The sequence below is a fragment of the Vibrio sp. R11-SG3-ISO9 genome (genome assembly GCF_059834255.1).
Genome location: NZ_JCBDGU010000056.1, coordinates 122,885 through 137,539 on the forward strand (window position 1 = coordinate 122,885; position 14,655 = coordinate 137,539).

Genomic DNA, 14,655 nt, shown 5'->3' on the forward strand with positions numbered 1-14,655 from the left:
CATTTACGCCAGTAATCAGCGGTAGAATAATCATCAGAAAAACAGCGAGACCGAACCCGGAGTAGCCAGTATGAATGATGACGCCAAACACCTTCTTAACCAACTTTGCGCAGAATACGATGCCCTTTCTGAGACATGCCAGTCTCGACCATTTCCCGAGTTTTCCGAAACCATACACACCGAGTTTGGTCATTGCTTCGTGCGCTGCCCTGTGGGAAGCCAGCGCTTCAGCATTGTGTCGGTTAACTTCTCCCCCTCTGTCCGCAGTCAAGGTGTGCTAACTGAGTTCATCGACTATGTAAAACGCTCGCCTTACCACTACCGAGGCATTGAAGTCGCAATCATCGAAAACAGAAGATTGGCGCAGCATCTATTGTCACTCGGCTGGCGATACAAATCCCTGTTCACCAAACTCTTTCGATCCAAGACACCCACACTAGTACAAGATTTTTAAACTCAACCTCGCGTATTTACTACAAATTTAGTTCAATGGTATGACTAATTCACTAGAGCTAACCGCCTGATACATAAGGTTACAACTTGCTCTAATAACAGTCAGCAATACTGATCTGGGTTAATAAATCGGCTGCGACAAAACCTTACTTTTATAAAGGTTTAATAATAAAAATATAAGGAAGCAGTCATGAAAAAAATTCTAGCCCTCGCTATAGCTACAGCAGTCTCAACACCCGTATTCGCAGACCACACCACCATCAATGGTATGGACTTTGGCCCACTGGCGAAACTTGTCGGCACATGGAAATCTATTGATGCTGCAGGCGTAGATGTTTCACCCGGCCAGAAAGGCACGGAAGTTGGCGCTGGTGGCCCAGCGGTGACCCCGTTCTATGAAGTGATGACGTTTGAAGTCGCTGCGGATGCAACCAATGCCAGTGATCAGTACCTTGTTGCGCTGTACTACAAGCAAGAGGTGTTCAGAAAAGCGGACGACACTAAGTTCCACGATCAGCGTGGTTACTTCATTTACGATCAGAAGAATCAGATCGTCTACAACTCATTCTGCGTACCAAGAACTACCTGTGTTACAGCTGAAGGGCCTGCAGGTGACAACATGACACTGGTTTCTTCGAAGCGCGGCATCGCAGAATCTGAATACATGACCGACAACGCAAAGACCACTGACTTCACCATGAACATCGTGATTTCGGATGAGCAAATCACCTACTCTCAAACCACGGGCTTAGAGATCTATGACAATGTGTTCGCTCACACCGACTCAAGCACTTTGGTTAAGGTCGACTAGCAAGATCAAGCCTTCGAAGTAATAGTTCCAGAACAAAACTAACGCCCAATGCACATCTGCTTTGGGCGTTTTCTCATTCCCTTCTAAGCTCACTATTAATACCAAGTTATTAATAATTCGAACTAAATCGCGCCGTTATCTTTATTTGTGAGCTAAGATTTTAAGTAACTCAATTTATAAGCGTTACTGCTGAAACAAGCCCCTAGGGAGAGGTGATGGAAAGGCCACTCGTCGCACTTAAACGTGCCAGTAAAAGCTTTGTCGATGGCAAAGAAAACCATCAAGTATTAGAAGGTGTCGACTTTGCACTAAAGACAGGTTCAAGTGTGGCGTTAACAGGAGCCAGTGGAAGTGGGAAAAGCACTCTACTGAATATGATTGCAGGGTTTGAGCCGCTATCTTCTGGAGAGCTGTGGTTAGATGGCGACAACACCAACCTCTGGAAAGACCCACACTGGAGCCAGTTCCGCCATCAAAAACTCGGCGTGATCTTCCAGCAGTTCAACCTATTAACGCCCCTGAATGTTAAACAGAACATCGCCTTCCCACTGCATTTGAATCAACAACAATGGAATGACTGGTGTGACTATTTGGTCGAAACACTTGGCATCAGCCAACTGTTAGAAAGACATGTATCTGCGCTATCCGGCGGCCAACAGCAACGAGTGGCGATCGCACGTGCCCTAGCACACCAACCCAAACTGCTGCTCGCCGATGAGCCAACAGGCAACCTCGATCAAAAAGCCGGTATCGAAGTGATGAAGCTACTAAGTGAAATCACAACCCAAGGAAACACTGCAGTTCTGTTGGTCACCCACAGCAGTGACTGCGCCGAGTTTATACAGACACGCCTGCGCCTTGAAAACAGTGAACTGCATAACGATCAGCTAGTGCGTCCCCAATGCCAAAGCGACTTCTCCTATGAAGCGCACTAAAGTTAACGCTTTCAAACTCAATCATACCAAGCTTGCGCTGAATCTGTTCGCTGCCCACTATCGGCAAGCGCCCCTTCAAGCGGCCGCTATTTTGATTGGCATTGTATTGGCCGTAACCCTGTTTGTTGCAGTTCAAGCCATCAACCTCAACGCCAAGCGCAGCTATGCTGAATCAACCGAACAACTGAGTGCGCAAGCGCAGAACCTAATTATTCCACCAGCAGGGCAAAACTACTTACCAGAATCGCTCTACTTTACTATCAGACAGCAAGGATTGAGCGCTGCACTTCCCGTAATTGAAGGAAGAGTGAGAGACGAGCAAGGTCGCCGCTGGTCCATACAAGGCAGTGAACTGATCACTGCGATCACATCACGTTCGCGATACGCATCTAACAATGACTACAACGTTTCTCTGTTCGATAGCCTACTCCCACTTCCAGGACTGTTAGCGAGCGAGCCAATCGTGATGATGAGCCAGTCGCAATATCGAAATATCGGGGAGCTCGACACGCTGGTTTTGGATGACATTAAAACGCAAGTCGCGGTTTTACCCGATGAATGGCAGCTCGGTAGCCGAATGTTGATGGATATTGGATTTGCGCAGAGGTTGCTCAACAAACAAGGTCAACTCAGTTACATCGCCGTTTTCGATTTAGGCAATGACACTCAAGCCTTTTGGCAAAAATACATTAGAGACCAAGGGCAATGGATAACCAACAATCAAAGCACCGATTTAGGCTCTCTTACCGACAGCTTTCACCTCAACCTAACGGCAATGAGTTTACTCGCATTCCTAGTCGGACTGTTCATCGCCTATAACGGTGTAAAATACAGCTTACTCAAACGTAACCGACTGCTCGTGCAAATTCAGCAAGCCGGAATAGCACCCTCTCGAGTCCTCTCAGCCTTATTGGTCGAGCTCACCATCTTAGTGGCTATTGGTGCTTCAATCGGCTTTATTCTGGGTATGCAGCTCAGCCATTGGCTACACCCAACGGTTGCGCTTACCCTCGAACAACTTTATGGCGCGACGCTACTGCCGGGAACATGGCAGTGGCAATGGTGGGTTCAAGCTCTACTACTCACTTTGGCCGCGACACTGCTTGCGTGTTGGCAGCACTTTAAACAACGAGTGCAACAACCGCTCTCTTCCCATGGCGGATATTACCAAGCGCCAGATTCATCTAATGAAAACCAACTATTTATTGCAGGCGTGCTACTCACCATCATCGCATTAACAGGGCTTTGGCTGAGCGAACATCATCGTTTCACCATGGCATGGTTGGGGCTCTTGGTTGTGGCCATTCCTCTATACCTTCCCAAAACACTGACGGTATTAGCGGTTTGGTGCGAACAACGCACGCATTCTGGGTTAATGCAGTATCTGTTTGCTGAGCTGCGCGAGCTGATTTCTCCGCTTTCTCTCGCCATGATGGCACTGCTACTCGCCGTTACTGCCAATATGGGGATGAACACCTTAGTGGGTAGCTTCGAGTCCACCCTAAAACAGTGGCTAGAACAAAGGCTACACGCCGATATTTACGTCAGCCCTGCGCAAGGGGAAATCGCTAATGTAGAGCGTGTATTAGGGCAGTTCGACAAGGTAGAGACTGTCTACAAGCAATACTACGTCGACGATAACCTACAGGGCTTACCGATTTTGCTTGGTACCAAAGACAAAGACACCTTAGAGCAAACCATGGTGTTCAAATTGCATATGGAGAACTTCTGGCAGCGTTTTTACCAAGGTGAAGTCGTCGCCATCAGCGAACCAACTGCAGTGAAACTTGGGTTATCACTTGCAAGTGAATTTAAGCTCGACGCGATTCCCAACAAAGCACTCATCGTCGGCGCTGTTTTCCATGATTACGGGTCCCCAAATGGCGAAGTACTCTTAGCGCCGCAACTTTGGCGAGAAAGCGGTTTTACCAACTTGCCCACCAGCCTTGGTATTAAAGTGTCTGGCAATCCAGAGCTGGTTTATGAACAGTTACGTAAAGATCTAAACCTGCACCCAAGCCAGCTCTACGATCAGGCGCAGATCAAATCCATTGCCTTAGACATATTCTCGCAGACCTTTGCCATTACTCGAGCGTTAAATGGCGTCACATTGATGGTTGCTGTAATTGGACTGTTCACCGCCTGTTTTATGTTGCTCGATGCGCGCAAAGCCGCAATTGCAAGGTTGTATGCACTTGGTGTGAATCGTAAAAAGCTGATGGCGATGGTGATCGGGCAGATTGTCGCTTTGGTCAGTTTTACTCTGGTCATAGCCCTGCCCCTCGGTGCTATAGTGGGTTATGTGCTGACAGACATCGTCACCTTGCGCGCTTTTGGTTGGAGCCTAAATTATCTATGGAATTGGAGCGATGCCCTCAGCATTGCGGCAATCACCATATTGGTCGCGGTGATTGCAACCTTGATACCGCTGTGGCGATTGGTCAGCAAACCTGTCGTCTCCAGTTTGCAAAGTGAGGTTTTGTAATGATTCACCCCATCAGGCTCACCACTTTTACTCTACTCGCTCTAACACTGGTTGGTTGCGAAGAGCAGCAACCTCAAACCATGGGGACACTATTAGGAAGTGCTGGAAGCGACCAATCACAAGATGACCCGTTCACTCCGGTTACAGAAGGAGTTGAAATCAACTTCCCCGCAGACCACCAAGCTCATCCCGACTTTCGCCATGAATGGTGGTATTTAACCGCCAATTTAACCGATGAAGATGGACAATCACTCGGTGTACAGTGGACTCAATTTCGCTTCGCAGCCGCTCCACCATCTAATTCAAACGAAACCAAGAAAACACAATGGCAAAGCAGCCAGATCTACATGGCGCACAGTGCTGTCACAACGCAGAAAAAGCACTACGTAGATGAAAAATGGTCTCGTGACCACGCAGCTTTAGCTGGTGTCGATGTTTCACCATTTCGTGTTTATCTTGATGATTGGCAATGGACATCGTCAACCGATGAGCTTTTCCCAGCCACGTTGAATGCTAACTCCGAACAGTTTGGCTACTCGCTTACTCTCACCAGCCATGCCCCCTATCAAAAGCAAGGTAAGCAGGGTTACAGTGTAAAAAGTGCCGATGGGCAGGTGGCTTCTTACTACTACAGCCAACCGTTTATTGATGTTTCTGGAGAAGTATTCATTGATGGCGATACACATCAAGTTTCTGGCAAAGGCTGGATTGATAGAGAGTGGAGCTCGCAGTTCTTGCTTGATTCACAACAGGGGTGGGATTGGTTTGCGTTAAGGCTTGATGATAAAACTAGCCTAGTGGTATTCCAACTGCGCGACTCTGAAACAGGAAGCGCAAGTTACTCTAATGCACGCTTAATGCGTAAAGACGGTTCAGGCACAGCAATTACGCAAGATGAGATTGCAATGCGTGTGCAGAAACATACAGAAATCGATAACCGAGATTACCCAACGGAGTGGAAAATTTCGATTCCAAACCACGAAATTGAGCTTACCGTTTCAGCACTTAACCCCAACGCAAAAATGCCGCTGTCAGTCCCATACTGGGAAGGCCCAGTCACCATCCAAGGTTCTCACTCTGGAAGTGGCTATATGGAGCTGACGGGGTATTGAGTGAAAGATATTAGCTTTTGGGTAGAAACGGTTTGTAGCGGGTGCGTCAAACCGGTTCTTTAGGGTTAGGTCAACACCATGAGAGACTAACTGCTCAATCGCGTAAATGTCTAATGAACCGACATATTTTAAAAAACCTTCCACAAGGAGAGCTTTCTCCACTGAACATGTTTAAGTTAAAAGTAAGTATCGGGTTTCTCATCATAACCTTGTAAACAGAATGCTAAGTTCGCTACTCCTGTAGTCTTGCTATACGTGAGCGAGGAGAAACCTACAAGCTTTTAGCATCGCTGTTAAATACATTTTTATGTGGCATTTTCACAAGAAACTAATACTTCCACCTGTTCACTAGATAGATAAGTAATTTCCAGACAAGTTAAATGCCAAACACCGTCAATTAGCTCTGCTCTGGCATCGAACACGCCATCACCATGTATTCCTTCCACTTCATACTGCATTTCTGCATAGCCAGATATTTCAGAACTACTCAGTGTCCCCTGCTTTAAGTCGATAGAATACGGTGCACCTATATTCTCCTGGAACTTGCTAGTTTGTTCCAAAGTACTAAGAGCCAGCTTTGTGGAGCCTGACTCTTCAAATGAATCATTTACACTGATAGTAACCCCAATGGCGAGAACAACACCTGAGACTATTAATGTTAAAGACGCAACTGACCACCTCCTCTGTGATTTTTTAAATTCCTCGACACTGCTCCATTGGTTATGGTTCCAAGCCCATTCATTACCTTTGAAGCCCAAAATGAAGGGCATCACTAGGTTAACAAATGGTACCAATACCCATAATGCCCTATAAGTCCTGAAGCGAATACCCCAGATCCAATTGAAGAAAAATGCTCCCCAATTCCATCCTTTTAAATCATCTGGAAACTCTTTCTGATTTTGCATTTACCTTCGGACTCCTCTTGTCACATATCACGTGCTAAATGGTATTCAACGGACAGTAACAATACCCACGTGTTCCGAATCAACCTTGCACAACTCGTGAGTGCATTACTTAGTTTCTTATTCAACTACCTGTATCATCGCTCCAACAGTATTTAACTTGTCCGGAATGGGGCCGCATTTGACCTCATACGTTTCACCCGCTTTCACACTAGCTTTTACTGCAGGAAACGCATATTCATCACCAACTATACAGTGAGTCAAAACGACATAATCACCGGGCAACATATGAATTTCCTTCGGATAACCAATAAATGCATCACCGACGTCCTTAAAGTCTTTTTCATCATCAGATAAATCTGTATAGCTAGAAAAAAGGACACGATAGTTTCTACCAGCAAATTCTAGATTCTCACCTTTTAGAACAGCCACTTCACTCAAGGGCTTTTTCGAGCCTTCATATGTGTGAACGACTCCAACACACCCGCTTAGAGAAAATACTGTCAGAAGAATCGCTGACAAACTTAAACTATTTTTCACATCTACCCCTTAATACGTGTGATAAAAAATACAACAGTTCTTAGACAAAAACTTTATGCATTCAATGCTATAGATTTCCTGTCTAGTTTTTTGTCGCTAGAATTTTACAGGTGGTTTTTATTTATAAACAATGACTTAATGTTATACATAATGATGCATTGATCAAAATTTATAAAACCCACAAATAATTCAGCATCAAGAAATCAACCCCATAAAGTGCCAAAACTATTGATTCATATAAATCATCATCCCTCTAGTGACTTTCCCCCAAGTCACCTATGTCCAATCACGACACACCTATTGTCGTGTTGTTCACTCGCTTGTTGCCTGCAGCACTCTTTAAACTCACGCCATCTTTTCGAGTTTAGAGGTTGTTATGATCCGTTTCTTACTGTGTAGTTTTAGCTTTGTGCTGCTCTACCCGACTGCTATTGACCTGTATTTAGTTGGATTACCGCAAATCGCGGCGGATCTGAATGCGACCGAATCACAACTGCATACCGCATTTTCCATTTACCTAGCGGGTATGGCGAGCACTATGTTGTTAGCCGGTAAGGTGGCTGACCAACTCGGGCGCAAGCCTGTCATCATTATTGGTGCTTTGATCTTTATTGCAGCATCTCTGTTTGCGGGCAGCACCGAACAAATATTGGTGTTTTTGACGGGACGATTTTCCCAAGGGGTTGGCGCTGGAGCTTGTTACGTGGTCGCCTTTGCGATTCTCCGAGATGTACTAGATGACCAAGCTAGAGCTAAGGTGCTCTCTATGCTCAATGGCATCACTTGTATTATCCCAGTGGTTGGGCACATGATCATGCTCTACTCTCCGTGGCAAACCCTATTCACAGTAATGGCAGCGATTGGTGTTGTGGTATGTGTTCTCGCCACCTTTGTGCTGCGTGAAACCTTAACTAAAGAGCCATCCAAGGCCACTCAAGAACAGAGCTCAGAGTCATTTATCAATGGCTACTTTTTAAGAAGGCTGGCTATTACAACCCTAGGCGTTGCCACCATTCTTAGTTATGTAAACGTATCACCGATGGTGATCATGGGGATGCTAGAGATGGATCGTGGCGGTTACTCATCTGTCATGGCATACACTGCATTGGCGGGCATGCTCACCTCTTTCTGTACACCATTTGTCCTGAATCACGTGAATCAGAAGACCCTAATCGTCAGTGCACAGCTTCTATTTTCGACAGCGGCGACTGGGTTGTTGCTCTCTTCTCAATTACAGCTCGCGACACCTTATTTCCTCGCATCGTTCGTCGCTTTGTGTATCGGCTTCTCTTTGGGCTTTGGGGTAACAATGAGTCAGGCTTTAGCGCCATTTAGCCAACGTGCAGGGGTCGCTAGCTCACTACTTGGCATTAGCCATGTCTCTTTCTCGGCAGCCTATATTTGGCTAATGGGAGTGCTGGGCATTAATGCATTGAATATTCTGATCTTTATCCTAGTCCTAGGTAGTATCGCCAGTTGCGCTCTATTACTATTAGAACGAGTACAAACAACGAATCGTCACTATGAAGAACGCTCTCAACCGCCTTGATCTCAACTTACTTTTCACGCTGCAATTGCTAGTGCAAGAACGCAGCGTGTCTATGACGGCAAAAAAACTTAACGTTACACCGTCTACTGTGAGTAAGTCTTTGAACAAACTGAGGGATTGGTTTGATGACCCTCTATTTGTGAAGACTCCAAAAGGATTAGCGCCTACGCCCCTAATCGAGAGCATGGAGCAAGACCTGTCAGACTGGTTGCAAAAAAGCCATCAACTGATGGACAAACGCAGCGAAGCGGCAACCAATAAGGTGCACTTTGATCTCCATATTGAATCTCCCTTACTGCTGACGTTTTTGAACGAACTACTGCTCAAAATTGAGCAGCGTTATCCTAATGCGAGCGTTAAAACCAGAAACTGGGATTATGATTCGATAGATGCGTTAACTAGCGGTGAGGCTGATATTGCGTTTACTGGGCGTGAGACTCACCCAAGGTCAAAAGAGTCTCTTGATCTAATGCCCTACTCGATCGATTTTGAGATTTTGTTCAATGACGAGCCTAAGGTGTTCCTACGAGACGACCATCCCGCTTTAAAAGAAGAGTGGACGCTCAACACCTTTCTCAAATATACCCATATCAACATCGTATGGGAGAAGAGTGAGACGTGGGCATTGGATGAAGTTTTAAAAGAGATAGGGAGAACCCGCAATGCAGGTTTAACCCTATCTAGCTTTGAGCAGGCGCTTTATATGGCAGCGCAACCGGGACATCAAATGCTGACGACGTCTCCCGGTTATTGTGAGGACTATATCAAGCAGCTTCACCCAAACCTTGTGGCACTGCCGCTACCGTTAGACAACGAACAGCTAGAGAAAATGACGATTCCCTTCACTATGATTTGGCATAAACGCAACGCCTATAACCCTAAGATTGTCTGGCTTAAAGAGACACTCAGAAGCTTGATGGCGAACCAAGCCTAACAAAGTAGCCTTCGCTGGTTTATTTTGATTGGTTCACAGCATCGCGCAGTGACTGTAGCGAAGCTTTCAGTTGCTCTAATGGCGCAGCAAAGTTCATGCGATAGAAGTTCTTATCAGGCTCGCCAAACCAAGTACCTGGAGTCAGCGCCAGTTTCGCGTCGTTCACCAGTAGTGATTTAAGTTGTTCGGCCTCTAGGCCTAATCCCGTAAAATCAAACCAGATCTGATTCGTACCTTGTGGCTTGAACACTTTGACTTGCGGTAAGTGCTCCGCCATAAAGCTAACAATCCAATCACGACTCTGTTGAGTGTATTGGAGGAATTGCTCAAACCACGCTTCGCCCTGTTGGTAAGCCGCAATCGTCGCATAGGTGGTAAAAGCGTTACCGTGATTAAGTGCCATGGATTCTACAGTCGCGTTAATTTTCTCTTTCAGCTCATTATTAGCTGTGTAAATGTAACCATTGGAGATGCTGTTGAGGCCGAAGTTTTTCGCCGGAGATCCAATAATGGTCACGCTATTTTCATAATCGAACTCGGCCATGCTGGTAAATTTCGCGCCATCGAAAACAATATCCGCGTGTACTTCATCACTCACGATCAAAGTCTGGTATTTCTCTGCGATCTCAACCATTCGAGCCAGTTCCTGCTGTGTCCAAACTCGACCAACTGGGTTATGAGGGTTGCACAGCAAAACCATCTTCACATTACCATCACTAAGTTGATTTTCGAACGCATCAAAGTCCATCACATAATGGTCTTGTTCAATCTTAAGCGTGTTGTTGACCACGGTTCTCCCTGCCGACTCAATCAAGCGGCGGAATTGATGGTAAACCGGCGTTTGAATAAGGACGCCCTCACCTTTCTCTGTAAACTCGCGAATAAGAAGCGCAATCGCACTTAACACACCCGGCACCTGCACGAACTTAGTTGGCTCTAACTCCAAGCCATGACGTTTCTGATTCCAAAGCGCGATCTCTTTGAGAATGGTTTCAGAATCAAACTCATACGAATAAGTTTCGCGGCTCACCAAACCCTGCATGGCTGTAGTAATTGGCGTCGCAATAGGAAAAGCCATATCGGCAATCCAATAAGGGGTAACGTCATCCGAGCCATAAATTTGTTTGAGCATTTTGCTGTCATGCTTAATGAATTTATCGGCGGCGTTTGGGTTGTCAGGAATGGCTTTAAACATCTTTTCTCTCTACTAATCTCAAGTTTTGTATCTATAAGACGTCGCAGCAGAGAAAAAGATGCAAAATATTTTCAATTTTTTCGAAATATAACCGTTTTATTACAATAGTCGATTCTTATATTGCTCTGGTGTTTGGCCGGAATACTTCTTAAACATAGAAATAAAAGGGCTGGCTTGGTTGTAACCTAGGGTGAGTGCGACCTCTTTCACTGATTGGCCATTACGTAGCAGATCCATTGAATAGAGATAGCGAACACGTAAGCGCCATTCGGTGAAACTCATCCCCAATTCACTTTGGCAATGGCGTGACAATGTACGCTCTGTGGTATGAACACGCTCAGCCCAATCCTTAAGAGAAATCTCATCGGTTGGGTTCTCTTCAATTGCCGCAAGGATTGGAGCTAGGTATTTGTTATCGGTTGACGGTAAGAAGTGGTGTTCAACCTGTCGCTCTGCTAATTGATCAAGCAATACCTGAACTAAACGCTTGTCGGGTTCGCTTTCAGCGACATTGATGTTCCTTTCACGAAAATCATCAATGATCGACGATACGATCGGCGTGATCTTTATTAGGCTAGTCTTTTCTGGCAGGTGTTGAGTCAGCTCTGGCGCAATATTTAGTGAGCAGTAATCTAGGGGCTTACGATTGTAACTACAGTGCATGACGCCAGCTGGCACCCAAATAGCTAGATGTGGCGGTGCTAAGAAACGAGTTCCTTCCGCTTCCATTTCTAAGATGCCACCACTGATCAGTTGTACTTGTCCCCAAGGATGGCTGTGGACTCGGGTTTCAGTATTAGAGAGAAACGCTTCGAAATTCATAAATACGTTGGATGGTGCCTTATCAATTGATAAGGACGGATGAAGGTTTCTTGATTGTTTTTTCAAACTTGTCTTCCTATCGCGTTCGATGTCTTTTTAAAGATATCTGTTAGTGTAACGACCTGTCAAACTATGCACATCAACTCATTCTGCGATGGAATTCACATGTCATATCTTCTGCCATTTTTTACTGTTTGTATCTGGGGTGCCAATGCCATTGTGAATAAGATGGCGGCGAGCGTTATCGAGCCAAGCGCAATGAGTTTCTTCCGTTGGTTTGTCGCCATGCTCATTCTTACGCCTTTCTGCCTGCCGAGTGCCATTAAACAGTGGCCTGCGATTAAGCCGAATCTGGCAAAGCTAGCATTTCTGGCTTTGTTGGGAATGGTGTTGAATCAATCTCTTGGCTACTATGCTGGCCTTACTACCAGCGCATCAAACATGGCGCTGATTACCTCGCTGGTACCCTTGATTAGCGTGTTTTTGAGTGTTCCTCTGCTGCATAAGTCGATCTCATGGCTGAGCATTGTCGGTGGCGTGCTATCGCTATCGGGCTTGGCATTTATGCTGGGTAAAGGTGATCCACTGTTTTTCGTGCACCAAGAGCTCACCCAAGGTGATGGCTATATGTTGATTGCGGCTCTTGTCTACGCCTCTTACTGTGTACTGCTTAAACGCTGGAAGATGCCAGTAAGCAATTGGGTGGTGATTTACATGCAAGGCTTGTTTGCAGTCGCGATGTTAACGCCTCTATGGTTGTCAAGCAAACAACTGATGCCTTCTCAAGAGTCGCTGCCACTTATCGCTTACGCTGCAATCGCTGCCTCAGTATTGGCTCCTTGGATGTGGGTGAAAGCCATCGATGCAATTGGAGCAGACTCTAGCGCTATGTTTATGAACTTATTGCCTGTCGTCGCCGTCGTTCTTGCAGCAACTTGGCTTGGTGAAACGGTGCATGACTACCACTTCATGGGCGGTATCATGGTGATCTCTGGCGTGATTATGGCGCAAATCAAAAGAAAGCAGGTGGTCAAAGCGGCTGTTCCCCAACAAGGATAGTGCCGGTTAATCAAGAAAGTAGGCATGAAAACCTATGTAGCCGCTAAAAGCTCTGGCGATAACACCAAAACGACTCGCTCTTGAGCATTTGGTGGCTACCCAAACCTTCAACACTAATAAATCACCTACCGCTATCTCTTTTTATTGCCATCACCAAACTTACTTTTTAGGTAACTCCTTGAAAGGTTTACCAATCATTAACCCGAAAGGAAACATCTACGCGAAGGTCCCATATCTTGTGGTGAAATGTTCAAAATTGTATGGCAATACCCACACAATTAGTATAGGATACGCTATAGTTAACCGAATAAACAACGGTTAGTTGGCTATAAAAATAGAGGCTAGATAATCAGCCCAATCATGGAAGGCACCGAGCTCAATACTCGGTGTTTTTCATATCCGCACCAGTTAATTCTCCCAATAGCTCTCGCGTCAATATTTCCCCGCTCAACCAGTAAACTCTGCTTTTAATTCCTACGACTAAAGTATATGTTATTGGTAAGTAACATAGTTGTTGCAGTACAACATAAGAATAAAAAGGACTAAAGATGAGCAGTAGTCAAAATGGAAAGCGCGACGTAACCCTGCGTTTTTTAGCTGAGCCCGGAGATGTAAACTTTGGTGGTAAAGTTCACGGTGGTGCCGTGATGAAATGGATCGATTTAGCAGCCTACGCTTGTTCAGCAGGTTGGAGTGGTAAATACTGTATTACGGCCTATGCTGGTGGTATTCGTTTTGTTGCGCCGATCCACGTGGGTAACTTGGTCGAAGTAAGCGCAAAAGTGATCTACACAGGCTCTTCTTCCATGCATATCGCGATTGATGTACAAGCGAGTGATCCGAAAGAGCTCAATAACCGCCTAACGACCCACTGTATTGTTATCATGGTGGCGGTTGATGAAAATGGTTTACCAACCAAAGTGCCAGAGTGGGTACCAGAAACCCAAGAAGATATTGAATTACGCGACTCTGCTGTTCGCCTGATGAACATGCGCAAAGAGATTGGCGAAGAGATGGAAGCACACGTCAAATATCTGAAATAAATCTTAGAGTTACACACTTAACCTTTAAGTGTGTAACTCCATTTTCTCTTCTTGTTCGTTTATCAAGTCACGAGTCTGTAAAATATTATAACTGTAATAAAGTCGTCATTTAGCTCTGCTTAAATACTGCCATCTAACATGGACATCACTGTATTTCTGGAGCACCTCTTGAGCGTTACGCGCACTACTTTGAGTGAATCAACCCTAAACAATCTTAAGGCGGTTGAGTATCAATGGGTAAGAACCCTGTACGTAGAAGGCTACAACAACGAAGAGATCAATCACTATATCCAAACCTGTTTTGGTGGCGATAACACCTTCGCAGACCTCTTTAGACGTGTCGCTTTAGACCAAGAGAGTATCTACGTATTGCTGCAACACCTTGGCTGCGCTCCGTCCAATAGAGAACTCTAATCCAATACATTTCAGTCGCTTATAAATAGCAAATTATTGATAAGCGACTAATCCCTTTGTGGAACTCATCCTCAAACAGCCTTGCCATACAATTTTTATGCAACACTAATCATTGTTGCATGACTTTCATTGAAGTCTCACGCAGTGGGCTTTGACCAAAGTATCAATTCCCTTTTGCCTATTTATACTGGCTTTGCGATTAGTTATCTAGAGAGACAACGAGTGACTAGAGCAATGATGAGCATGTCATCTCGAACAGGGTAAGAAGCTCTTAAAGAGACGTAAGCGCATTTGAAAGGAATGGTTTTCTGAAGATATAAAAAAACCCAAGTAAGTACCTGGGTTAGAGTTACAAAAACCACTAATCATTGAATAGCGTAAGGAACCTGATTAGTAGCCAG

At 45.3% G+C, this 14,655-nt stretch carries 13 protein-coding genes and 1 pseudogene; 10 read left to right on the forward strand and 4 right to left on the reverse strand.

What is annotated here, in order from left to right:
• Window positions 1-70: 70 nt before the first annotated feature.
• From AC6R05_RS21555 to AC6R05_RS21575, 5 genes are all read left to right on the forward strand, one after another.
• Window positions 71-454, forward strand: a complete 384-nt coding sequence (locus AC6R05_RS21555; protein WP_084181841.1) for a hypothetical protein — start codon at window positions 71-73, stop codon at window positions 452-454.
• Window positions 455-643: 189 nt separating this feature from the next.
• Complete coding sequence (locus tag AC6R05_RS21560) at window positions 644-1,264, forward strand: heme-binding beta-barrel domain-containing protein (RefSeq protein ID WP_500648568.1); 621 nt, start codon at window positions 644-646, stop codon at window positions 1,262-1,264.
• Window positions 1,265-1,479: 215 nt separating this feature from the next.
• Window positions 1,480-2,199 (forward strand): ABC transporter ATP-binding protein, encoded by a 720-nt coding sequence (locus tag AC6R05_RS21565; RefSeq protein WP_500648569.1) that lies wholly within the window; start codon window positions 1,480-1,482, stop codon window positions 2,197-2,199.
• The gene (locus AC6R05_RS21570) at window positions 2,186-4,684 is read left to right on the forward strand and encodes an ABC transporter permease (RefSeq protein WP_500648570.1); all 2,499 of its coding nucleotides are present in this window, start codon (window positions 2,186-2,188) and stop codon (window positions 4,682-4,684) included. The genes AC6R05_RS21565 and AC6R05_RS21570 overlap by 14 nt, the downstream gene beginning before the upstream one ends.
• Window positions 4,684-5,796: a lipocalin-like domain-containing protein gene (locus AC6R05_RS21575; RefSeq protein ID WP_500648571.1), complete on the forward strand. Its 1,113-nt coding sequence runs from the start codon at window positions 4,684-4,686 to the stop codon at window positions 5,794-5,796. The genes AC6R05_RS21570 and AC6R05_RS21575 overlap by 1 nt, the downstream gene beginning before the upstream one ends.
• A 305-nt stretch (window positions 5,797-6,101) precedes the next feature.
• Here the strand turns inward: AC6R05_RS21575 and AC6R05_RS21580 are convergent.
• Window positions 6,102-6,497 (reverse strand): annotated as a pseudogene (locus tag AC6R05_RS21580) (cytochrome c oxidase assembly factor Coa1 family protein); the annotation flags it as partial.
• A 321-nt stretch (window positions 6,498-6,818) separates the two neighbouring features.
• The gene (locus AC6R05_RS21585) at window positions 6,819-7,238 is read right to left on the reverse strand and encodes a hypothetical protein (protein ID WP_500648572.1); all 420 of its coding nucleotides are present in this window, start codon (window positions 7,236-7,238) and stop codon (window positions 6,819-6,821) included.
• Between the two features lie 376 nt (window positions 7,239-7,614).
• Between AC6R05_RS21585 and AC6R05_RS21590 the strand changes: the two genes are divergently transcribed.
• Together AC6R05_RS21590 and yidZ are read left to right on the forward strand one after the other, a co-directional pair.
• Window positions 7,615-8,787 carry an MFS transporter gene (locus AC6R05_RS21590; protein ID WP_500648573.1) on the forward strand — a complete coding sequence of 391 codons (1,173 nt, stop codon included), beginning with the start codon at window positions 7,615-7,617 and terminating at the stop codon, window positions 8,785-8,787.
• On the forward strand, window positions 8,762-9,721 hold the full coding sequence (yidZ, locus tag AC6R05_RS21595; RefSeq protein WP_500648574.1) for an HTH-type transcriptional regulator YidZ: 960 nt from the start codon (window positions 8,762-8,764) through the stop codon (window positions 9,719-9,721). The genes AC6R05_RS21590 and yidZ overlap by 26 nt, the downstream gene beginning before the upstream one ends.
• 19 nt (window positions 9,722-9,740) lie before the next feature.
• On the opposite strand, the gene AC6R05_RS21600 is transcribed toward yidZ, so the two are convergent.
• Window positions 9,741-10,916, reverse strand: coding sequence for a MalY/PatB family protein (locus tag AC6R05_RS21600; RefSeq protein WP_500648575.1), 1,176 nt, complete (start codon window positions 10,914-10,916; stop codon window positions 9,741-9,743).
• Window positions 10,917-11,015: 99 nt separating this feature from the next.
• Entirely contained in the window at window positions 11,016-11,804 is a 789-nt protein-coding gene (locus tag AC6R05_RS21605; RefSeq protein ID WP_032550484.1) for an AraC family transcriptional regulator, read from the reverse strand.
• Window positions 11,805-11,903: 99 nt separating this feature from the next.
• Here AC6R05_RS21605 and AC6R05_RS21610 point away from each other — a divergent pair, with 99 nt between their 5' ends.
• From AC6R05_RS21610 to AC6R05_RS21620, 3 genes are all read left to right on the forward strand, one after another.
• On the forward strand, window positions 11,904-12,797 hold the full coding sequence (locus tag AC6R05_RS21610; protein ID WP_500648576.1) for a DMT family transporter: 894 nt from the start codon (window positions 11,904-11,906) through the stop codon (window positions 12,795-12,797).
• Between the two features lie 548 nt (window positions 12,798-13,345).
• On the forward strand, window positions 13,346-13,840 hold the full coding sequence (locus AC6R05_RS21615; protein WP_032550487.1) for an acyl-CoA thioesterase: 495 nt from the start codon (window positions 13,346-13,348) through the stop codon (window positions 13,838-13,840).
• Window positions 13,841-14,008: 168 nt separating this feature from the next.
• Window positions 14,009-14,254: a hypothetical protein gene (locus AC6R05_RS21620; RefSeq protein ID WP_032550642.1), complete on the forward strand. Its 246-nt coding sequence runs from the start codon at window positions 14,009-14,011 to the stop codon at window positions 14,252-14,254.
• Window positions 14,255-14,655: the final 401 nt, after the last annotated feature.